The organism is Companilactobacillus formosensis, assembly GCF_005405305.1.
GTDB classification, from domain to species: domain Bacteria; phylum Bacillota; class Bacilli; order Lactobacillales; family Lactobacillaceae; genus Companilactobacillus; species Companilactobacillus formosensis.
Genome location: NZ_BJDU01000009.1, coordinates 97,669 through 117,411 on the forward strand (window position 1 = coordinate 97,669; position 19,743 = coordinate 117,411).

Consider the following 19,743-nt stretch of genomic DNA (forward strand, 5'->3'; position numbering starts at 1 on the left):
AGATAGAAATCACCATCTAGTCCGGAATAGCAAAGAAAATTGGCTCAAATGTGAAATTTCTCTTGGCAATTTATTGCCTAGTGAAAGGCCGAGCTTGAAGACTTTGCCCGGTTTTGGTCTTAGCAAAGGCTCCAAGTCGTGCCCACATTGTTCCAGCCAAATTTTCTTTGCTATGGAGGACGGAAATAAACATCTATATAACTTTATACTCCAAATCAGCCAACCGATTACGAAGTATTTTCCCATTTGTAGCACGTGGAAACTCGTCAATTTGGCGATATTCCATCGGAACTTGATAATTTAACAGATTATGTTTGCCAAAGTCAGCGAGATTGGCACTAGTTAAAAACGCATTGTCACGCAAAGTTAGGTAGGCGATAGGGACATTTTTCCCGGCACGTGACTTAGTGCCAACGACACAAATATCCTTAATGCCATTAACGCTGCGAAAGACATTTTCCACCTCTTCAGGGTAGACGATTTTGTCTGCAATGTAGATAAGATCAGCTTGACGTCCTTTGAGATACAAGAAGTTGTCCTCGTCTAAATATCCAACATCACCGGTCTTGAAAAAGCCATCTTTAGTAAAACGGGACTGAAACAGTTCATCTTTGTTTAAATAACCTAACGCCACTGTCGGAGATTTAACTTCAATACAACCGACATTATCTTGATTAATATTGGTAATGCGAATTTGCGTTGTGAAGAAGGGTTGACCGCAAGAACCAGATTTGATTTCTGCATCATTGAAATTTAGAGCTGAAATATTTGCAGTCGTTTCTGTCATACCATATGTTTGTAAGACAGGAATATCCAACATGTTGCAACGAAGGACTGTCCAACTGTCAATCAGACCAGTTCCCAAAAATACGCAACGAAAATGGTCGTTGTATCTTTCACCTCGAGGTAGTCCGTTGAGTAATTCTCGTAATAGTGGTGGTGTCAGAGAAATAATCGTGGCACGTTCATTGATTAAGATTTTGTTGATCAAATCAATATCGAAACCGTCGATTAAATAAACACTAATGCCGTAAATCAACGATCGCATGATAATTGAGAAACCCGGAATATTGAAGGTTGGTAACGACAAGACCCAAATATCCTGTTTATTGATGCCTAGGTTCAGACTGGTTCCCATAGCGGAGTAAAAATAATTGCCATAGGTCAACATTACACCAGTGTCATTTCTATCAGCACTTGGTGTATAGAATACCGAAGCAATTTCTTCAGTGGGGTATTCTGAAACAGGTTGATAATCCAAATTGCCATTCATGCTCAAAACCTCTGACATAAAAATTTTATCCCAGTCAACTTTTACGATTTCGTCAGTGTGTGCTGAATCGCTGATCAAGATGGTTTTGGGTTGGCAATCATTGACTTGATATTGCAATGTTTCTAACGGTAATTCGGTATCAAGGAATATTGTTCGTGCCCCTAGTTGTTGAAGTGCTAAAATGGCAACGTAGCCATTAAAGCAATTATCGGAAAATAAAGCTACGGGGTCATTTTTCCGAATACCGCTAGTATATAATTTGCCGGCAAAAGCTTGGACAGTTGAATTAAGTTCGCCAAAAGTGAAATCTGCGTGTTCTAAAATTAAAGCAATTTTATCAGGATCAAGTTTGGCACGTTTAACTAACCAATTTTCCAAAATATGACCTCTTTTCCTTTAAAAATTTGATACGCTTATATATGATTTGATTGTAAAACATAAAAACAATAAAAATTAACTAATTTCTGAAAAAAATTGAGGTATAAAATGAGTTTGCTAAATGATTTAGGTATAGAGGTAGTCGAACAAGGTAGACACAAAGTGGTTTTACAGCTGGATTTGACCGAAGAACACTTACAAATGGAAAATAATAAGACGGGTGTGATCAATGCCATGCTGTCTGAAACTGCTGCTAGCATTGGAGCAAACTTGAATGTTGAAGATGGCAGTTCTGCTGCTGTCTTGAGTGTGTCCTTACATAATTTAAACACACTTAAACTGGGAAAACTCGTTGTGGAAGCGATTTCTGTTCGAGTAGGCGAAAATGTTCAAACTTGGCAAGCTACGACTCATTACGATCAGAGTGCCATCAGTAACAGTTTGAGTACAATAACATTAAAAAAAATCCAGATCTAATTGTGATAGATTCTGGAGTTAATAATTTCAAAAAAGGCTAAGACAATTAAGCTGACGCCAAATAATTGATATATAAAAATAATAGTTTTCGAAGGGTTCAGAATAAACACGATTCCTGCAATCATCAATAGGGCTGAATAAAAATAGTCCAAGTAGGGTGTTATCTGAACTCTTTTTGTCATTTCATGCGAATCCCGAAATTGGTTGATGCCGTTGACTAATAGAATAATTCCTAAAACCGGCGGTACCAATGGTACGAAATAGCGGGCAAACAATAAGACGCCTAAAGCTAAAAACAACGCTCCAACGCCCAAACCGATAGCAATATTATTTTCACCCGTAGTTTTGCGGATACTCAAACCATCAATAATAGAAAGAATTCCATAAATAGCAATGTAGCTAGAAACGATGTAAATAATAATATTGAAACTTTTAATTGGTGCAATGACGATCAAAATTCCCGCCACCAACAAAAAAATAAACCGTAACCAACGATAAAGTTGGAACTGTCTAACCATTTTTATACTCCCCCTAAAAAACTCTCTAAATACATGATACCAGAAAAGTTTTAAAATAGAGTTGTTCATAGAAATATGTTTCACAAGCTTATTGATAAATTTATAAACAGACTAATCTGACGGCAATGAGCATTTTACTTTAATTGTGAAACCAATGTGGTAATTTAGAGTTAATAGATATTAGGAGGAACTTATAATGAGTGTTCGTGCATCTGATAAAATGGTTGATGTTTTAGCAAAGTGGGGTGTCGATAACATCTATGGTTTACCCGGGGATTCTGTTGATACAACCATTGATGCTTTATATCGAGCCCAAGATAAAATTAAATTCACACATGTTTTGCATGAAGAGGTCGCTGCCTTGTCCGCTGCCGCTCATGCTAAATTAACTGGAAAACTCGGAGTCTGTCTTTCTATCGGTGGCCCTGGGGCAATTCACCTACTAAATGGACTTTACGATGCCAAAATGGATCACGCTCCAGTTTTAGCAATTTTGGGTCAAGTTCAATCTAAATTACTCAATACTGATTTCTTTCAAGAAGTCGATACGCACGTTTTGTTCGATGATGTGGCTGTCTACAACAAAATCATCATGGATCCACAATCATTACCAAGAATTATGGATGAAGCTATCAGAACCGCTATCGCCAAAAAAGGTGTCGCTGTATTAACGATTCCTGATGACATCCCTGATCACATGATTAAAGACAATTTCACACCTAATGTCGATAATTTCCAAATGGAAAATTACAAAGTCGACGATACTCAAATCAAAAAAGCTCTCGAAATGATTAAGATTCACTCCAATCCTATCGTTTTAGCTGGTGTCGGAATTAAAGATGCTAAGAAAGAAACGAAAGAATTTATCGAAAAATATAAGATCCCAATTATTTTAACCATGCCGGCCAAGGGATTAGTGGATGATGACTATCCTTATAACTTGGGACAATTAGGTAAGTTAGGAACTAAGCCAGCCTTTGAAATGATGCAAAAAGCTGATCTCGTTATCATGTTGGGAACTGATTATCCTTACGCACCTTATTTGAATAAGAAGGTCGATGCCATCCAAATCGATACTAATGCGGACAGATTGGGCAAACGTCGTCACGTCAATATCGCTATTCAAGCTGATGCTAAAGAAGCTATTAGTCGTTTGAATGAATTAGGCGAACCAGTCAAAGAACGTCCATTTTTGGATGAAGCTGTTGCCAAAATCGGTCAATGGAACAGTTGGATGCACGATGTTTATACGAAGAAGCACACTGGTGTCTTGCCATCATTGATGTTCCACAACCTCAGTAAGAATGCTCCTAGCGATACGATTTGGTCAATTGATGTCGGAACTTCAACTGCTTTTGGGGCTCGATTCCTAACTGCCAAGTCTAGTCAAAAGTACACAATTTCAGCATGGTTAGGTACGATGGGATGTGCTTTACCAGGTGCAATTGCTGCTAAAAATGACTTCCCAGACCGTCCCGTTTATGCAGTAGCCGGCGATGGTGCCACAGCCATGGTCATGCAAGACTTCGCTACTGCAGTCAGATATAATTTGCCAATGTTGTATATCGTTTTGAATAACAAATTGTTAGCCTTCATCGAATACGAACAACAATCTGCCGGTCAACAAAATTACGGAATCAGTTTGCCAGAAATTGATTTTGCCAAAGTCGCAGAAGCTTGTGGCGGAATTGGTGAAAGAATCACAACTGATGAAGAATTTGCAGACGCAATTAAGAAGTATCGTCGTCCTGACAAGCCAGTTTTATTGGATGTAGCCGTAACAGACGAAGCCCCACTTCCTGGTAAGATCATGATGGATGAAGCTCATGGTTATGCTAAATTTGGCTTGGGACACGTGATTGATAAGAAGAGTTTGCCAGAATTGCCACCAATGAAAGAAATTTTGCGCTCATTCTTGTAGGATAATGTTGGTATACTTCAATCTAAAAGAAAAAATTAAATATGAATAATAATATACGAATCAATACGTAGTTTTTGAACGTAAGTATTGATTCGTTTTTTTGGCTCGCATTTTAATGATGGGAATATTCCAGCAATTAACTTAATTGAAATATATTTATTACGGTATTTCTGCTGTAAATTTGCAGCGTAAATGCTATTATATATTAAAATTGATTAAGAGGAGGTTAATGACATGTCTGAAGTAAAACCACTTTCATCTTTGAGAAACTATACAAAAATATTTAATGAGTTAAAACCAGGACATCCCATTATTTTCACAAAAAATGGAAATGAGGTAGGAACTTTGATTGATTCAAAAGAATGGAATAAGCTGCAATCTGAAATGAGATTGGTAAAAGAATTAACTCGTGAAGACAATTCCTTTGATGGCATCTCATTAAAAGAATTCAGAAAGAATCACAATCGTAATGTATAAGGTTAAGATATCCAAGGGATATGAATTTGACTATATGATGTTAGAACAGAATTTAAGAGTTAATGGATATAGTGAAAAATACATTAATAGTTTATTAGAGAGAATGGATCATCAAATTGATTTATTAGAAGAAAATCCAAATATGGGAATAAAGCTGGAAAAGTATACATGGTTTGAAAATAATTTTAGATTTCTTGTATGTGAGGATTACCTACAGTTTTATAGTGTTTATGAAAATAACGAAGAAGTACATGTTCTCAGAATAGTAAATGGAAGAACAGATTATTTGGCAAATTTGGAATTAATTTAAAATATAGAATCAAAAAATCCAACCGAGAAATTAGTCTTGGTTGGATTTTTTGATATTATAAGGAATTTTGATATTTCTTTTTCAAATCAATTCCAAAGATTCCTGCAACCATAGTAAGGATTGCTATTCCCATCAGCTGGATTTTACTATTATTTTCATTACCAGCTTGAGGTAGTAATTCTGATTTTGTATTTTGAAGAGAACTTGTACTTTGCTCAGAGATTTTATTCATTGTGTATCCTTGAAGGGTGCTTCTATTTGATTGCACTGGATTGATTTGATAAATTGGCGAATCATTTTGTTTAGTTAGGCTGTTACTTTGATTGTCCGTATCTTTAGATTCTGAAGGATTTTCGTTTACAATAGGTTCATTTGGGGAAACAACTGGTTTTTCTTCATTATCTTCTGGTGTTGTTTCGGGATCAGTGTCCTTTTCCTCATCGTTGTTGTCATCAGTATTATCGGATTCAACTTCAGTCGTTGGATGAGTATTGTTATCGTCCTTATCAGGGGTTTTATTGTCATCCTTATTAGGATCAACTTCTGGTTCTTCGGGTTCTGGGGCATTGACGATATGGAAAGTTACTTTTCTAGTTCCCCAGACATTACTCTTATCACCTGTACCAACTATTGCTATTCCGCTGTCATTTATTGGATCATTTTCTAGGACCTTTAAAGGAAAGATAAGTGTATGTAATCCGTCGGGAATGGGGATTCCACCAGCAGCAACTGAATTATCAATATAAATATGGGTTACTTGTGAAAGGTCCAGGCCTCCCCCAAATTTAGCCCAACTAGATAAAGTTCTCATATCATAACTAAGATCACTTGATAATCCTGTACCATATTGTACAACGGTATCTTCTGGTAACCCGGCATTTTTCAATAATACTGCTTCATCATATTTATCAGGATCTAATACGATGTGAGTTGTTGAAGAATCATTTTCGTAGTATCTAGGTAATAGAAGAGAAGGTTTAGTATCTTCTCCATTAGTTCCCTCATTATTTTCAACAGTAAAAATAATTTCATATTGATTGTTAGGATTGTCAATGATATCAGCTCCAGCATCGATATTTGCATTTGTTGGTGTTGAATCAGTACCATTTTCGTTAGTTACTTGAACTTTAGCAGTAGTGTATACAGAGAATCTAGTATTATTTACATTATTGTATGAGGAGACACCTGAATCTGGATAGTCATTGATAATAGGTGCACCTTCTTTTGATGATGATTCACCTTTGTCTAATTCAGTTGTAGCATCTGCATCTTTATCAGAATCAACAGGATTTTGAGTTTCTGATTCATTATCTTCAGCATCGCCAGAAGTCACCTTTATCTGAATCAAGATTGTCCTCAGTAGAAGTTTTAGGCGTTTCAGTTTCAACTTCTGTATTTTCGTTTGAAGATTGCTCTTGTGGAGCGGGGTCTATTGAAGTATCAGCTTTAACATTAGTGATTTGAGCAAATTGAGCTCCTAAGGTTGATACACAAACGGCGGTGACTAATAATTTATGATTTATCTTTGATATAACTTTTGCTATATTTTTCAAAATGAAACCCCCTGAGCATAAAATTTATATTTAATCAATAATTTTATGTTATCACTTACAATATTTTTTCTGATTCAGATTTTATAAGATTTTCTATTAGATTGTGAATGATGTAGCTAATGGTGTGAACTACATTAGCACTAAAGTACCAAGCTTCTAGGAACATTCCACACTTGCCAACTAGTATTTCAACCAGTCGGTAGGGTCTAGAACTATTTTACTAAGGCTTGTTCCAAGCCATTATTTAATATATTTTTTCTACCATTAGTCAATAGAAAACTAGAGTAAACTAAATAATAATATACAAATCAATACGTATTTTTAAAAAATAGGTGGTGATTTGTTTTTTTTCTTCATTTTGGCTATCAATTTATAATGTAGCAAAAAAAGTAAGGAAAAAGTATGGTAGCATTTCAACCCCTGAAATTGATTGGGGAGAAGATATTGAAATGGAGGATTTTGATTAATGAAATATCTTCAAGGAGATATCTTTTATTTTAATTTAAATCCTAGCAAAGGTACTGAAATACAGAAGAAGCGACCATATCTTATTATTAGTAATAATAATTATAATCATGTCTTTAATACTGTTATTGTTGTACCAATTAGTTCATCTAAAAAATATTTTCAAAAAAGGTATGTCGAATCACCATTATTCGTCGATATAAAGAAGGACCTAGTTAACGGAACTATTTTGTTGCAACATATTAGATCTGTTGATCCAAAAAACCGAATAGAAGGAGAGAGATTAGCTTCCCTGTCAGGAACAGAAATTAATAGACTTAGTGAAATTATTAAAGAATTTCTATAGATTATATTAAAGAGAATGGCTTCTGTACTGTAGAATAAAAAAATCCAGCTAAGAAATTAATCTTGGCTGGATTTTTTATTTACAATAATACGTAATTTATAAACATAAAAGGCGATTATCTAAGTTAAAAAACATTGTGGTAGCAAAAAAATGCTATCTGATGATACAATTAGAAAAAATCAGAAAGGGATTTTAACTATGCTGATAGACTTTACAATGAAGAATTTTAAATCTTTTAAAGATGAGACAACTCTATCATTAGAAACCGGTGAGCGACTTAGTAAGTTCAGAGAAAGTAATACTATTTCCATAGGAAAAATTTCCTTACTAAAGAATTTACTTATCTTTGGGCCGAATGGATCTGGGAAATCAAATCTTTTAGATGGTCTCAAATTGATGCAAACTATGGTTACACAACCACCGCAAACAGTTAACGAAAAATTAATCGCAAATAATTTTAAATTAGATGATAAATCGCAGAAGAAAGATGTCTTTTTTGAAGTAATTTTTAAAAGGGGAGTAAATATATACAAATACTCCTTTGCGTTTAATAAAACTAAAATCACACGAGAAACGTTGGCGGTTCTTAATAAAAATAATTGGAAAATATATTTTTCACGAGAAAATCAAAAATTTGATGTTAAAATAGCTAATTTTTCTGACGTTGAAAATAGAACCAATGAGAATAGATTATTTATCTTTGATGCTCAGCTCAATAATGATAAATATGCAATCGATGTTTTTAAGTGGTTTTCTGAAGATTTGGTTTTTGTTGGGGATTTTACAGAGAGTGATCATATTAGCCAAATGGCAGAAATATTGAAGACTCCTAAATTAAATAATCAATTTTTGAAGTTTCTTCATTTTGCCGACTTTAATATAAATGGTTTGGAAGTTATTGAAGAGCCACTGTCATATTTTTACTTTCTTGATGCGATTGAAAAACCAAAAACTAGAACTAAACAGGTTAATCGTATTTATACTAAACATAAAATTTATGATAATAATGGTGATGTAATTGGAACAAAGAAATTTCGATTAGAAGAGGAATCCCGTGGAACTCAAAAAATCTTTATGATAGCTTTGGCTTTTTTGAATGCCGAGTTAAATAATAATGGAAAAACTATCTTGTTTGATGAATTTGATGATTCACTTCATTTGGAGTTGTCTCAAGCAATGGTCAAAATTTTTAATTCCCAGGCTAATCAAAATCAATTCATTATTACTACTCATGAATTACAACTTCTAGATTCGGATGTCAGAGTTGATCAAATATACTTAGTTCAAAAAGACTTTCAAGGAAAGAGTAATTTAATTTCAATTTTTGATTTCAAAGATACTAAAAATACTACTCGCAGTGGAATTAGTTATATGAAACGCTACATTCAAGGAAGATTTGGGGCAACTCCGATTATTGACTCTGATGAGATGTTGGAGGCTTTGACCCAGATACAATCCGATTGTGGAGAAATTCAAGATGGCGAAGTCAAGAAAGGCAAGGCTTTTTAGAAGAACTAGCAAGAATTTACCTGAGCAGAAAATAATTGGAATATTTTGTGAAGGAGCATCAGAATTACAGTATTTTAAAATGCTTCAGAGAAAATATGGAAAATCCAATGTTGGTGCCCATAAACTGAATATAAAACAATTAAAAGGGAAAAAGGGCATTTCAATAATTACGGCGGCAACAGCACAGAGATATTCTATTCCAGATTTAGATGATGTATACGTAGTATTTGATTGTGATGATCTAACTAAGAATGATATCCAGCAGAGTATGTCGATGGCAAGGAAGAAAAATATACAAATTATTTTTTCAAATATAAATTTTGAGATATGGATTCTCATGCATTTTGAACCAGTAAGTAGAATTTTTACCAAAAAAGAATTAAACAGAAAACTTGCTGATAGTAAGCACTTTAATTTGGGAAGAAATACATATGATCATTTCAAGGGTAGTGAATACGGCCCATTTTTGGAGGATAAAGTAAAAATTGCTGTTGCAAATGGAAAAAATCTATATAGAAGTAATAATGATATGGTCAATAGCCAACCGTATACTAATGTTCAGGAATTTATAAAACCCATATTTGGTAGAGAAGACTAAAAAAATCCAACCGAGAAATTAATCTTGGTTGGATTTTTTGATGACTTTCTAAAGCGGACTGAATTCCTTAATCACATACTTGGTTGGGAATTCTTTTTTATTATCTAAATGTTTTTGATATTTGGTCTTGTGCTCGATTTCGTTATAAGCATCTTCCAATTGCGACATCGTGTACTTTTGAGTTAATTCGTCGATTGATATTCCGTAAAATTTTGACAAGTAATCTAACAATTCATTATCCTCTGTAATCATCATTACTGCCTCCGCCATCATAGTAGTGCCTAAATTAATTATTAGCAACTTCTTATAAATTAAAAATTTTTTAATAAATAATAATGTTTCATAATCCCTATAACCACAGTAATCGCACATCTTTCCTTGATTCTGTAAGAGAAAACTTTAATAAAAATCTTGCAAGTATATTAAAAAACAATTAAAATAGCAATATTTCAACCAATAAAAATTAATAGGGGGTGTCATTATGACAACGCAAAAAGTAGATCATGATCACGAGGTGGACCATCGATTGATTGTGCAAGAGAATAAGTACTACGCCAAATCTTCACGAATCAATTATTATGACCTCGTCATCGAATCCGCACACGATGCAACTTTAGTCGATGCAGATGGAAATGAGTATATCGACTTGTTGGCAAGTGCTTCAGCCATTAACGTTGGTCATACGAATGAAAAAGTCGTGCAAGCAATTCAAGAGCAGGCCGAGAAACTGATTCATTACACACCTGCCTATTTTCATCACCGTCCTGGACAACAATTAGCTGAACGTCTAGCTAAATTAGTTCCTGGAGCTGAGAAACAAGTGGCTTTTTCCAATTCTGGTTCCGAAGCCAATGACGCTATCATCAAATTTGCCAGAGCTTACACGGGTCGTCCTTATATTGTTTCCTTCATGGATTCATATCATGGATCAACTTATGGCTCGATGACACTTTCTGGAGTTAGTTTGAATATGGCTCGCAAGATGGGTCCATTACTTCCCGGAGTAGTACACGTACCGTATCCAGACTTGTATCGACGATATGAGAATGAGACGGAACATGACGTAGCTTTGAGATATTTCGATGAATTCAAGCAGCCTTTTGAAAGCTTCCTACCAGCTGATGAAGTAGCCTGTGTCTTGATTGAACCAATTCAAGGCGATGGTGGGATTAGAAAAGCCCCCGAAGAATTCATGCAGCTAGTTTATGATTTTTGTCACCAAAACGGAATTTTGTTTGCCGTCGATGAGATTAATCAAGGAATGGGTCGCACGGGTAAAATGTGGAGCTACCAACAATTTAAGGATATCGAACCCGACTTGATGTCCGTAGGTAAGTCACTAGCTTCAGGGATGCCTTTGAGTGCCACGATTGGGAAAAAGGAAATCATGCAGAGTCTTGATTCACCAGCACATGTCTTTACTACCGCTGGAAACCCAATCTGTTGTGCCGCTTCAATGGCAACCTTGGACGTCTTGGAAGAAGAACAGTTGATGGACAGATCCAACGTCGAAGGGGCATACGCCGAAGAGAGATTTTTGGAAATGCAAAAGCACTATCCAGAAATTGGCGATGTACGAATGTATGGTTTAGATGGAGGAATCGAATTAGTTAAGGACCGTCAGACAAAGACTCCTGATCCTGATTTTGCCAACAAAGTTATTTATTATGCATTTCAACACGGAGTTGTTATGATTACGCTGAAAGGTAATATTTTGAGATTTCAACCACCTTTGGTCATCACTCACGACGAGTTGGATAAGGCGTTGAATGTGTTGGATGATGCATTTGCGGCCGCAGAAAATAATCAAGTAATTATTCCAAGTAACGAAAAAATTGGTTGGTAATCAAGAGGAGTGTATTTTTTATGAGTGATTTTTTTAAACGTTTAACCTTAAAAGAAGATCCGAGTATTTATGAGGATAAAGATTCACATTTAGTTCGAGTTTTAACAGTTAAGGATTTCTTGGCTTTGGGTGTCGGGACAATCGTTTCAACATCAATCTTTACTTTGCCAGGGGTCGTTGCCGCACAACATACCGGACCATCAGTGGTCTTTTCATTTATCGCCGCTGCTATCGTTGCCGGATTGGTCGCCTTTGCTTATGCGGAGATGGCTGCCGCAATGCCGTTTGCCGGATCTGCGTATTCGTGGATCAATGTTATGTTCGGTGAGTTCTTCGGTTGGGTCGCTGGTTGGGCCCTGTTGGCTGAATACTTTATCGCTTTAGCCTTCGTTGGTTCGGGGTTGTCCGCCAACTTCCGGGGGCTGTTGGAACCATTAGGAATCCACTTCCCGAATGCGATTGCCAATACCTTTGGTAATAACGGTGGAATTGTTGATATCGTTGCCGTCGTCGTTATTGCCGCAGTCGCATGGTTGATTTCTCGTGGTGCTGGTGGTGCCGCTAAAGTTGAAAATGTTTTAGTTGTCTTAAAAGTCTTAGCTGTTTTAACATTTATCATCGTTGGTTTAACTGCCATTCATGTGGAAAATTATTTCCCATTCATACCCAAATATCGCTTGAACGCTGACGGAACTGCCTTTGGTGGTTGGCAAGGAATCTACGCCGGTGTTTCGATGATCTTCCTATCATATATCGGATTTGATTCAATCGCCGCAAACTCTGCCGAAGCTAAAAATCCTGGTAAGACAATGCCACGAGGAATCTTAGGATCATTATTGATTGCCGTTGTTTTGTTCGTTGCTGTTGCTTTAGTTCTAGTTGGAATGTTCAAGTACTCTGATTACGCTAATAACGCTGAACCTGTTGGTTGGGCCTTAAGACATGCCGGTCATCCAATCGTTGCCAGTGTTATCCAAGCCGTTGCTGTTATCGGGATGTTTACCGCTTTGATTGGAATGATGTTAGCTGGTTCAAGACTAGTTTACTCATTCGGACGTGATGGAATGTTACCAAGTTGGTTAGGTAAGTTAAACGACAAAAACCTTCCTAATCACGCACTATTAGTTCTATCAGTCGTTGGTATCTTAATCGGTGCCTTTTGTCCATTCGCTTTCTTGGCTCAATTGATCTCAGCCGGAACGTTGATTGCGTTCATGTTCGTATCATTGGGAATTTATCCATTGAGAAAACGTGAAGGAAAAGACATCGCCATGCCAGACTTCAAAGTGCCATTTTATCCAGTGCTACCAGCTCTAGGATTTATTGGTTCACTAGTAATTTTCTGGGGACTAGATATTCAAGCTAAACTCTACGCTGGAATCTGGTTCGCTATCGGATTAGTTATCTACTTTGCTTATGGGATGCACCATTCAACTCTAGGCAAGAAGCATGATGCTGAAAAAAATAAATAAGACAAAATAAAAGATACAATAAATTTCTGAATTCAGAAATTTATTGTATCTTTATTTTTAGATAAATAAGCGCAAACAAAAAACCGCCAATTTCCACAAGGCGGTTTTAAGCGCGTCGTCAGTTAGGTCTTGTAAGGAGAAAACTGTCGACTAAGGAGTAAGAACTCCCGGAATAATTTTATACAAGAACTATTGTAGCATGGATATGGACATATGAAAACTCAAAAATCAATTGAATTTGTTGTACATTTTGTATAAAAGGTACAATTTATTTATAAAAGTAAGTTGTATCAACTCTTATTAGTATAAAAATTATGCCAATTAAATAAATAGTAAAAAAATATGGGCAATTAGTGTGTCACTTTTTCGAATTAGCACTATAATGAACTTGTAACTAAGGAGGTTGTTGAAATATGGCAGAAGTAGATCCATCAAAGATGGCTGATGCAGCCATTGCAAAAGAACCAGAAGTATTGAACCTAAAGATGAGTGAGGCTTTCGACTGGAGCGATGATAAGACAGTTGTTCGTGACGCAATCTGGGATTATTTCATGGAGAACAACAATCACGACACTGTTAAGACCGAAGAAGCGGAGAAACCATTCCTTGATATGAAGGATGCTGACGTCCGTGACTGGGTCGAGAAAAACCTTAAAAAATAATAAGTCTTTAATTTTCCTCTAGATTCTGAGATAAGAAATCTAGAGGATTTTTTTGTGCATTTTTTTAGAGAAATTCGATATATAACATGAATATAAAATAAGGGAGATTCTATTAAAAATCTTCCTTATTTTTTGTGCGCTTCATCGTAAACAATCGTCACCACATCATCAACAGCATTGAAGATGAAATCCATCACACGCTTCTTAAATTCCTTGCTGGAAACAAAATTAGTTATTTGTTTGGAAGTAAATTTAGTAAAAATTCTCGTTAAGCGATTATTATTGATTTTCCCCATTATCTCATCCTCTTTTTCATCGTTTTGTAGATTTTTTTAAGAAATCGATTGTCGGTAATATGCTCTAGATGATCATATGCTAAATAGTGCAATTGACGTTTGGACAAAGTGGGATGTGCAGTGATCTGCTCCTTCAAATAAACGTATAATTCTTGTGGCTTGAGATCGGTGTTCTTCGTGAATTCATTCATTCTTTCATCAACAATTGCTTGAATTCCTTCATGAATAGCGCCGTAAAATAAACCATTTAATAAAACCTTGCGATGCATGCTAGCTTCGTGTTCAACGTGTAATTTCAAATTGAGTTTCGTTTCGTCATTGAAATCATCGATTTTTTTAGTTATTTGATGTAATTCTTTTTCCACAGTCATATCCCACACCCCTTATCAAATTAATTATAAGATGTTATTTCCGGAAGTCCAAAGGAAAATTATGTGGACAAAACAAAAAAGTCTCCTATATATAGGAGACTTCATAAATATCAGGGAGGGTGGTTATATTAGTTTGTTTATTAAATTTCTCATTATAGTAAATGTAAGTATTCTTGTTTACCAATTACTATAATAAACACTAAATGTGAAGAAATTGTGAAATATAAAAATATAAATATAACAAATCCTGATTATTGTGTAACTGATGTTGCAAATTCTGGTTCGCTAGTTACGTCTTTTTGTTGGCCAGCATCGTTTAATTGCATATTAGTACTTTGTGTCCATTCGTTGTTAGAAACTTGATAGAAAGTATGACCGTACTTGTTTTGTACCATCTGGTTGACTTTCCAAGAAGAGCCATCTTGCAATTGACGACTAGAGAAAGAATCCATCGAAGTATCATAAACATCGGCCGGACCATTAACAACAGTTCCGATGACTTGTTGATTATCAGTATTTTGATTTTGAGTAGCAGAACTAATCGAAACATCACTGACAGCAACGTATTCGTCAGTCGCAATTTGGACGTAAGAAATTCCATTGATCATAATAGTCGTACCAGTATTCCAAGTGCTACCAGCTGGCAAAGTTACACCAGTTTTTACGCCTTGACTGTTAATAACAGCACTGTTCCATTTAGCAGTCGCAATTTGTCCACTAGTAGTAAATGGGGCAGCTGTCTGCGTTGGTGCTTGAGCTTGAGTTTGAGAAACGTTTAGACTACTTGCAGCAATCCATTCATTAGTGGCAACTTGATAATAAAGTACGCCATTCAAATATTTAGTGCTGCCCAATTTCCAGGAACTATTGTTAGGCAAGAAAGTACTAGTAATAGCTTGTCCTTGGTCATCAACTAAAACACCGCTACCGTTGACAGTTCCCACAAGATCAACTTGATCAGGGACTGATGCCTTTACGGTTTGAGGTGACAAATTAGACAGGACACTTGGAGCGATTAACAAAGCTAACGCCGAACCAATTAAAGCTGTGTTCTTTTTCATCGTTTAACCTCCTACATTTATTTTGCGGTTCATAGTAAAACTATAATGCAATTCGATTTTTTACAACCTATTTTAAAAACAGTTAAGATAAACGTTACTAATTCTTTAGAAATTAATTTAGATAATTTGAGAAATCAGAAGAATATCCGAGAATCGAAAATTTGTGATAAGTCTTTAAATCACGGTCGGAGAGTTTGATGATGACAGAATTAGTGATGGTGTTTTCTTGATGGAAACGTGGTTTGATCTTATAAATAATTCCATAAACAGACGGTTTCTTCATCTTATAGACTTCTAGAGAAACTGTTTGGTAAGTGGACCAGTCAAACGGGCCGTCCTTTTTATCAATCGCTAATTTGACCATTTTCGTAAATTGTTGTTTTTGATAATCATTTAATTTATGCGTATCTTTATTTTGCAAAGTGATCTGCGTTCCTGAAGAGTAACAATAAGGAGCAGAGTGGGCGTTACGATACATTTGAGGGATGAGAAAGGCTAGTGCCAAAATAATCACACAACCAATCAAAACCGCACGATGCTTGTATTTCTGTAGTTTTGTTGTCATTAGTCCCTCCTTAAAAAAATCTAACCTAAGTATTATAACGTGGATTTCTAAAATGACTTAAAAAAATTCGTAAATCATATTTTGAATACAGGAAAAAACAGTAAAAATGGAAGTATACTTCCATTTTTAAATGACACCAAAAAACCATGACCTCAAAATAGAAGTCATGGTTTTTAAATATCTAATTATCTAACCTTAGCATCTGAAGGTTGAATAGTAGTACGTCCATCAGCATGGGCATTCTTGATAGCACGGATGATATCATTGTCACTCCAAGCACCAACAGTCTTAACACCTTGGTCAGTCAATTGTTGTCTAGCATTAGCGATATCTTGATCAGTGATTTCCTTACCACCAACTTCACGCTTTTCAACATCGAAGTCACCCTTAGCAGCAGGATTGTTGCTTTGGTCGTCATCAGATGATGAAGTAGTTGTATCTGTATTAGCAGTTGAATCATCACTACTATTATTAGTATCAGTTGTAGTGTCGTCAGTCTTAGTTGTTGTTTCAGGAACTGAGTCTAACAAAGTCTTAGCTTGAGTATAAAGGTCTGAATAATACTTACCCTTGATACCTTTAGCCTTAGTAACTTGTTCTAGTAATGATTTAGCTTGGTCGCCGTTACCAGCCTTGATCATAGCCTTAGCATTCTTGATATCTAATTTGTAGTTATTACGGTTCTTTTGAATCTTAATAACTTGTTTCTTGAGTTTCTTAGCATAAGAAGTCATCTTCTTGTTGCCACTGTCTTGGTCGATGACCTTGTTCAAAACCTTCTTAGCATCAGAAAACTTGCGTTGGTTCATCAAGCTCTTAGCTTTAACTAGATTATTAGCTTGTTTTTCAGAAGCTTTAGCTTTGTCAGTCTTCTTTAATTTAGTCGCAGCCTCAAAGTGATCAGATGCCTTAGCATACTTGCCATTGTCAACTGCAGAATTCCCCTTAGTCATTTCCGTCTTGTATTTACTGTCATTGTTATTAGTACTGTTTGATGACGATGATGAAGAATTACCACAACCAGCTAGGACTAGTGCAAATCCAGTCGTAAGTAGTAATAATGCTTTTTTCATTTTAATTCCTCCATATAAGTAACTGGGCAAATTATACCATGTTCCAAAAAAATGCAAAATTAATTTCCGTTTTGGATACTTCCAATCGTTACTATATGTGTAAGTTACTTAAGCCGGCAAAAAGTTCTTACAAATAATAATAAGAAGAAGGTACTCAAAATGAGCTGGAAAAGAACATCAATCAAAATCATCATGGCAAACAAAGACTATCCTAATGGAATCAAGTTTTTCACTTATAACAACATCATCGAAGAACCCACTAGAGAACAAATCAAGATGTTTGCCGAAGGTTTGCAACTATTGTCAAACGGGGACGCCTATCTAGGATCAGAAGTAATCAAGCATGACGAACTAAGCGCCGACTAAACGCATCTAAATAAGAAGGGAAGAAACTAATATGAAGAAACTACAATTAAGATTCAAAACATCTGACGGTAAGAAACGTAATTTGGTATTAAATTATGTCAAAGCTGGACTTGATGAAAACACTGTCCGCCAAGCAATGGACAAAATCAGTGCCAGTAAGCTTTTTGAAAAGGATACTGTCGAACTTTACAAAGAAGTTCTTGATGCCAAGTATATTGACCGCACTGAAACCAAAGTATTCTAAAATTATTCAGTATTTAGACATAATTATTAAACTTTTTAAGGGATAAACCTTGAGCCTACGACTTAATTCGATTAGAATAAGAGTAGGCTCTTTTGATTCAACTGAACGTCGTACAAGGACATTTATTTAGCAATTTTGATAATTAATGTTACAGTTTTGTGATATTTAATACAAGAATGTTACAAAAATGAACACTTTATGATTTCGAGTTGATTCTAAAGCCTGAGTTTCATATAATGGTTGTCAGTGGGATAGCCCCACGACAATTAAAAAATAATAAATTCTTGTAGTCCAGGGGAGGATTAACATTGAAAAAATCTATTAAATACGCAGGAATCGCTGCTGCTACACTTCTAGCTGTTGCTCCAGTTGCTGCTCCTGTTGTTTCAAGTACAGAAACTACAGTTCAAGCTGCAGATACAAACACAAATGAATCACTTATGAATGCATATGCTGGTCAATTCACAAATTCAACACTTTCACAAGCTCAACAAGATGCCCTAGTAAAAGTTGGTAACTTTGGTAAGATGAGTCTTGCAGACTTCAACACTGGTTACTTACAATTTGCACCAAAGACTTTGAATGATAACCAAGCTACATATAAAGCATTGACAGACGCTAATGCTACAGCAACTGTTTCTGCTGTTACTTCAAATGGCACAAAGGTATCAAGTGCCACTGAATTGGATAACTATTTGACAGACTCAACAACAAAAGCTGTTAAAATTACAGTACAATTCAATTACACTGATCAAGATGGCGTTGCAGCCACACCAATTAATGAAACATTTACAGTTACAAAGGCTTCAGTTGATACAACTGCTGATTTGACATCAGCTGCTGTTACTTATGATAAGACTGCCAATGTTACTTATGGTACATCAGCAGCAGATTATAAGTTGGTTGCTTCAGCTGACTTATCTGTTAAGGATAACAATGGTGATGAATTAGTAGACGCAACTGATGGAATTACACCATCAATTAGTCAACAATTCTATACATCATATAATGATGCATACAATCAAACAAATCCCGTTGAAGTAAGTACATTTAACAAAGAAAATACTACATATTACCAAGTAATTACAGGTACTTTTGCTAAGGATTCAGCATTTGCTACATTGTTAACAAATCATGCAACAACACCTGCTAACTATGGTTTGACAGTTAATGGTACAACACCAACAGGTTCATACACAGATCCAACAAGTTTCCAAACAGCTAGTTTGGATTCAACTGGTGCTGTAACAACTGATAAAAATAAAATTGTTAACAAGAGATTTACTCTTATTCGTCAAATCAATGTTGGTTCAGAAGAAGCTGCTGACTGGACAACAGAAGATGTTGATGGCGTAGTTACAACAAAGAGTGACTCAGCATATTACACATTGAAGAATGATGACAACGACACAGTTTCAAACCGTGCATTGGCTAAGAACACTGCTTGGAAGACAAACGCTGTTCGTACAAATTCAAACGGTGACAAACAATATCGTGTTGCTACTGGTGAATGGATTGACGCTAATGACGTAACATTCTCAGATGGTTCAAGCTCATCAGAAGGTGCTTACACTGACGTACAAGCTTTGAATGGTAAAGTTACACTTGATGGTCCTTCATCATTTATCTACATGCTATACAATGACAACGGTGAAACAGTTTCAAACCGTGCATTAGCTGGTGATTCAGCATGGTACACAGATAAGAAGGCAACTAACGCTGCTGGAGTTACTGTATATCACGTTGCTACTGGCGAATGGGTACAAGCAGGTAGTGGTGTAAACTACGTTGCTTACTAGTCATTAGTTAGTAAAAATTTAAAAAGACTCGCTTAGGCGGGCCTTTTTTTTTGGAGGTTTTTAAGGGTCTAAGTCAAATCATGTTGGTAAGACCTTTTACTAAGAATCATGCCTTAATTGGTATGGTTCTTTTTCTTTACGCTCTTATAAGTTGAATACGCAT

Annotated in this window: 23 protein-coding genes; 13 read left to right on the top strand and 10 right to left on the bottom strand. The window is 35.7% G+C overall.

Going from position 1 to position 19,743, the window contains the following annotated elements:
* Window positions 1-193: 193 nt before the first annotated feature.
* A complete protein-coding gene (locus tag FFM65_RS10575; RefSeq protein ID WP_119318712.1) occupies window positions 194-1,651 on the bottom strand; it encodes an AMP-binding protein in 1,458 nt (485 codons plus the stop codon).
* A 108-nt stretch (window positions 1,652-1,759) separates the two neighbouring features.
* On the opposite strand from FFM65_RS10575, the gene FFM65_RS10580 reads away from it, so the two are divergent.
* The gene (locus FFM65_RS10580) at window positions 1,760-2,128 is read left to right on the top strand and encodes a PaaI family thioesterase (protein ID WP_119318713.1); all 369 of its coding nucleotides are present in this window, start codon (window positions 1,760-1,762) and stop codon (window positions 2,126-2,128) included.
* Here FFM65_RS10580 and FFM65_RS10585 read toward each other — a convergent pair.
* Window positions 2,125-2,646 (bottom strand): DUF308 domain-containing protein, encoded by a 522-nt coding sequence (locus tag FFM65_RS10585; RefSeq protein WP_119318714.1) that lies wholly within the window; start codon window positions 2,644-2,646, stop codon window positions 2,125-2,127. The genes FFM65_RS10580 and FFM65_RS10585 overlap by 4 nt on opposite strands.
* A gap of 196 nt (window positions 2,647-2,842) precedes the next feature.
* Here FFM65_RS10585 and FFM65_RS10590 point away from each other — a divergent pair, with 196 nt between their 5' ends.
* The 3 genes from FFM65_RS10590 (at window position 2,843) to FFM65_RS10600 (ending at window position 5,354) form a co-directional block, all read left to right on the top strand.
* On the top strand, window positions 2,843-4,567 hold the full coding sequence (locus FFM65_RS10590; protein WP_119318715.1) for a pyruvate oxidase: 1,725 nt from the start codon (window positions 2,843-2,845) through the stop codon (window positions 4,565-4,567).
* A 234-nt stretch (window positions 4,568-4,801) separates the two neighbouring features.
* Window positions 4,802-5,044 carry a type II toxin-antitoxin system prevent-host-death family antitoxin gene (locus FFM65_RS10595; RefSeq protein ID WP_119318716.1) on the top strand — a complete coding sequence of 81 codons (243 nt, stop codon included), beginning with the start codon at window positions 4,802-4,804 and terminating at the stop codon, window positions 5,042-5,044.
* On the top strand, window positions 5,037-5,354 hold the full coding sequence (locus FFM65_RS10600; RefSeq protein ID WP_119318717.1) for a type II toxin-antitoxin system RelE/ParE family toxin: 318 nt from the start codon (window positions 5,037-5,039) through the stop codon (window positions 5,352-5,354). Before FFM65_RS10595 ends, FFM65_RS10600 begins: the two co-directional genes overlap by 8 nt.
* 55 nt (window positions 5,355-5,409) lie before the next feature.
* Here the strand turns inward: FFM65_RS10600 and FFM65_RS10605 are convergent, their stop codons facing one another.
* Both FFM65_RS10605 and FFM65_RS10610 read right to left on the bottom strand, forming a co-directional pair.
* Window positions 5,410-6,702 (bottom strand): hypothetical protein, encoded by a 1,293-nt coding sequence (locus tag FFM65_RS10605; protein ID WP_119318718.1) that lies wholly within the window; start codon window positions 6,700-6,702, stop codon window positions 5,410-5,412.
* Window positions 6,668-6,907, bottom strand: coding sequence for a hypothetical protein (locus tag FFM65_RS10610; protein WP_119318719.1), 240 nt, complete (start codon window positions 6,905-6,907; stop codon window positions 6,668-6,670). Before FFM65_RS10610 ends, FFM65_RS10605 begins: the two co-directional genes overlap by 35 nt.
* 466 nt (window positions 6,908-7,373) lie before the next feature.
* On the opposite strand from FFM65_RS10610, the gene FFM65_RS10620 reads away from it, so the two are divergent.
* From FFM65_RS10620 to FFM65_RS10630, 3 genes are all read left to right on the top strand, one after another.
* On the top strand, window positions 7,374-7,718 hold the full coding sequence (locus FFM65_RS10620; RefSeq protein WP_119318720.1) for a type II toxin-antitoxin system PemK/MazF family toxin: 345 nt from the start codon (window positions 7,374-7,376) through the stop codon (window positions 7,716-7,718).
* Window positions 7,719-7,868: 150 nt separating this feature from the next.
* Window positions 7,869-9,227, top strand: a complete 1,359-nt coding sequence (locus FFM65_RS10625) for an AAA family ATPase (protein ID WP_245954263.1) — start codon at window positions 7,869-7,871, stop codon at window positions 9,225-9,227.
* Entirely contained in the window at window positions 9,196-9,825 is a 630-nt protein-coding gene (locus FFM65_RS10630; protein ID WP_119318721.1) for an RloB family protein, read from the top strand. The genes FFM65_RS10625 and FFM65_RS10630 overlap by 32 nt, the downstream gene beginning before the upstream one ends.
* A 48-nt stretch (window positions 9,826-9,873) precedes the next feature.
* Here FFM65_RS10630 and FFM65_RS10635 read toward each other — a convergent pair whose 3' ends face one another.
* Window positions 9,874-10,080 carry a hypothetical protein gene (locus tag FFM65_RS10635; protein WP_137610119.1) on the bottom strand — a complete coding sequence of 69 codons (207 nt, stop codon included), beginning with the start codon at window positions 10,078-10,080 and terminating at the stop codon, window positions 9,874-9,876.
* Window positions 10,081-10,306: 226 nt separating this feature from the next.
* On the opposite strand from FFM65_RS10635, the gene FFM65_RS10640 reads away from it, so the two are divergent.
* The 3 genes from FFM65_RS10640 (at window position 10,307) to FFM65_RS10650 (ending at window position 13,805) form a co-directional block, all read left to right on the top strand.
* Entirely contained in the window at window positions 10,307-11,671 is a 1,365-nt protein-coding gene (locus FFM65_RS10640; protein WP_119318722.1) for an aspartate aminotransferase family protein, read from the top strand.
* A 20-nt stretch (window positions 11,672-11,691) separates the two neighbouring features.
* Window positions 11,692-13,143 carry an APC family permease gene (locus tag FFM65_RS10645; protein ID WP_119318723.1) on the top strand — a complete coding sequence of 484 codons (1,452 nt, stop codon included), beginning with the start codon at window positions 11,692-11,694 and terminating at the stop codon, window positions 13,141-13,143.
* 413 nt (window positions 13,144-13,556) lie between these two features.
* Window positions 13,557-13,805 carry a P8 family protein gene (locus FFM65_RS10650; RefSeq protein ID WP_119318724.1) on the top strand — a complete coding sequence of 83 codons (249 nt, stop codon included), beginning with the start codon at window positions 13,557-13,559 and terminating at the stop codon, window positions 13,803-13,805.
* Between the two features lie 125 nt (window positions 13,806-13,930).
* On the opposite strand, the gene FFM65_RS12205 is transcribed toward FFM65_RS10650, so the two are convergent.
* The 5 genes from FFM65_RS12205 to FFM65_RS10670 all read right to left on the bottom strand — a co-directional run bounded on the left by FFM65_RS12205 (window position 13,931) and on the right by FFM65_RS10670 (window position 17,171).
* Window positions 13,931-14,101 carry a hypothetical protein gene (locus tag FFM65_RS12205; RefSeq protein WP_162897992.1) on the bottom strand — a complete coding sequence of 57 codons (171 nt, stop codon included), beginning with the start codon at window positions 14,099-14,101 and terminating at the stop codon, window positions 13,931-13,933.
* The gene (locus tag FFM65_RS10655) at window positions 14,101-14,472 is read right to left on the bottom strand and encodes a hypothetical protein (protein WP_119318725.1); all 372 of its coding nucleotides are present in this window, start codon (window positions 14,470-14,472) and stop codon (window positions 14,101-14,103) included. The genes FFM65_RS12205 and FFM65_RS10655 overlap by 1 nt, the downstream gene beginning before the upstream one ends.
* Window positions 14,473-14,723: 251 nt before the next feature.
* A complete protein-coding gene (locus tag FFM65_RS10660; protein ID WP_119318726.1) occupies window positions 14,724-15,533 on the bottom strand; it encodes an SLAP domain-containing protein in 810 nt (269 codons plus the stop codon).
* A 112-nt stretch (window positions 15,534-15,645) separates the two neighbouring features.
* Window positions 15,646-16,098, bottom strand: a complete 453-nt coding sequence (locus FFM65_RS10665) for a hypothetical protein (protein WP_059074367.1) — start codon at window positions 16,096-16,098, stop codon at window positions 15,646-15,648.
* Window positions 16,099-16,283: 185 nt separating this feature from the next.
* Complete coding sequence (locus FFM65_RS10670; protein WP_119318727.1) at window positions 16,284-17,171, bottom strand: hypothetical protein; 888 nt, start codon at window positions 17,169-17,171, stop codon at window positions 16,284-16,286.
* Window positions 17,172-17,330: 159 nt separating this feature from the next.
* Here FFM65_RS10670 and FFM65_RS10675 point away from each other — a divergent pair, with 159 nt between their 5' ends.
* From FFM65_RS10675 to FFM65_RS10685, 3 genes are all read left to right on the top strand, one after another.
* The gene (locus tag FFM65_RS10675; RefSeq protein WP_010020987.1) at window positions 17,331-17,537 is read left to right on the top strand and encodes a hypothetical protein; all 207 of its coding nucleotides are present in this window, start codon (window positions 17,331-17,333) and stop codon (window positions 17,535-17,537) included.
* Window positions 17,538-17,568: 31 nt separating this feature from the next.
* On the top strand, window positions 17,569-17,781 hold the full coding sequence (locus FFM65_RS10680; protein WP_119318728.1) for a DUF2922 domain-containing protein: 213 nt from the start codon (window positions 17,569-17,571) through the stop codon (window positions 17,779-17,781).
* A 308-nt stretch (window positions 17,782-18,089) separates the two neighbouring features.
* Window positions 18,090-19,580, top strand: a complete 1,491-nt coding sequence (locus FFM65_RS10685; protein ID WP_119318729.1) for a hypothetical protein — start codon at window positions 18,090-18,092, stop codon at window positions 19,578-19,580.
* Window positions 19,581-19,743 lie beyond the last annotated feature (163 nt).

What these genes read in the sequence shown, in the direction of transcription:
- FFM65_RS10660 (WP_119318726.1), bottom strand. Translation starts at nt 15,533, where the DNA reads ATGAAAAAGAACACAGCTTTAATTGGTTCGGCGTTAGCTTTGTTAATC.
- FFM65_RS10655 (WP_119318725.1), bottom strand. Translation starts at nt 14,472, where the DNA reads ATGACTGTGGAAAAAGAATTACATCAAATAACTAAAAAAATCGATGAT.
- FFM65_RS10640 (WP_119318722.1), top strand. Translation starts at nt 10,307, where the DNA reads ATGACAACGCAAAAAGTAGATCATGATCACGAGGTGGACCATCGATTG.
- FFM65_RS10675 (WP_010020987.1), top strand. Translation starts at nt 17,331, where the DNA reads ATGAGCTGGAAAAGAACATCAATCAAAATCATCATGGCAAACAAAGAC.
- FFM65_RS10580 (WP_119318713.1), top strand. Translation starts at nt 1,760, where the DNA reads ATGAGTTTGCTAAATGATTTAGGTATAGAGGTAGTCGAACAAGGTAGA.
- FFM65_RS10620 (WP_119318720.1), top strand. Translation starts at nt 7,374, where the DNA reads ATGAAATATCTTCAAGGAGATATCTTTTATTTTAATTTAAATCCTAGC.
- FFM65_RS12205 (WP_162897992.1), bottom strand. Translation starts at nt 14,101, where the DNA reads ATGGGGAAAATCAATAATAATCGCTTAACGAGAATTTTTACTAAATTT.
- FFM65_RS10650 (WP_119318724.1), top strand. Translation starts at nt 13,557, where the DNA reads ATGGCAGAAGTAGATCCATCAAAGATGGCTGATGCAGCCATTGCAAAA.
- FFM65_RS10670 (WP_119318727.1), bottom strand. Translation starts at nt 17,171, where the DNA reads ATGAAAAAAGCATTATTACTACTTACGACTGGATTTGCACTAGTCCTA.
- FFM65_RS10630 (WP_119318721.1), top strand. Translation starts at nt 9,196, where the DNA reads ATGGCGAAGTCAAGAAAGGCAAGGCTTTTTAGAAGAACTAGCAAGAAT.
- FFM65_RS10645 (WP_119318723.1), top strand. Translation starts at nt 11,692, where the DNA reads ATGAGTGATTTTTTTAAACGTTTAACCTTAAAAGAAGATCCGAGTATT.
- FFM65_RS10680 (WP_119318728.1), top strand. Translation starts at nt 17,569, where the DNA reads ATGAAGAAACTACAATTAAGATTCAAAACATCTGACGGTAAGAAACGT.
- FFM65_RS10625 (WP_245954263.1), top strand. Translation starts at nt 7,869, where the DNA reads ATGCTATCTGATGATACAATTAGAAAAAATCAGAAAGGGATTTTAACT.
- FFM65_RS10600 (WP_119318717.1), top strand. Translation starts at nt 5,037, where the DNA reads ATGTATAAGGTTAAGATATCCAAGGGATATGAATTTGACTATATGATG.
- FFM65_RS10585 (WP_119318714.1), bottom strand. Translation starts at nt 2,646, where the DNA reads ATGGTTAGACAGTTCCAACTTTATCGTTGGTTACGGTTTATTTTTTTG.
- FFM65_RS10665 (WP_059074367.1), bottom strand. Translation starts at nt 16,098, where the DNA reads ATGACAACAAAACTACAGAAATACAAGCATCGTGCGGTTTTGATTGGT.
- FFM65_RS10595 (WP_119318716.1), top strand. Translation starts at nt 4,802, where the DNA reads ATGTCTGAAGTAAAACCACTTTCATCTTTGAGAAACTATACAAAAATA.
- FFM65_RS10590 (WP_119318715.1), top strand. Translation starts at nt 2,843, where the DNA reads ATGAGTGTTCGTGCATCTGATAAAATGGTTGATGTTTTAGCAAAGTGG.
- FFM65_RS10635 (WP_137610119.1), bottom strand. Translation starts at nt 10,080, where the DNA reads ATGATGATTACAGAGGATAATGAATTGTTAGATTACTTGTCAAAATTT.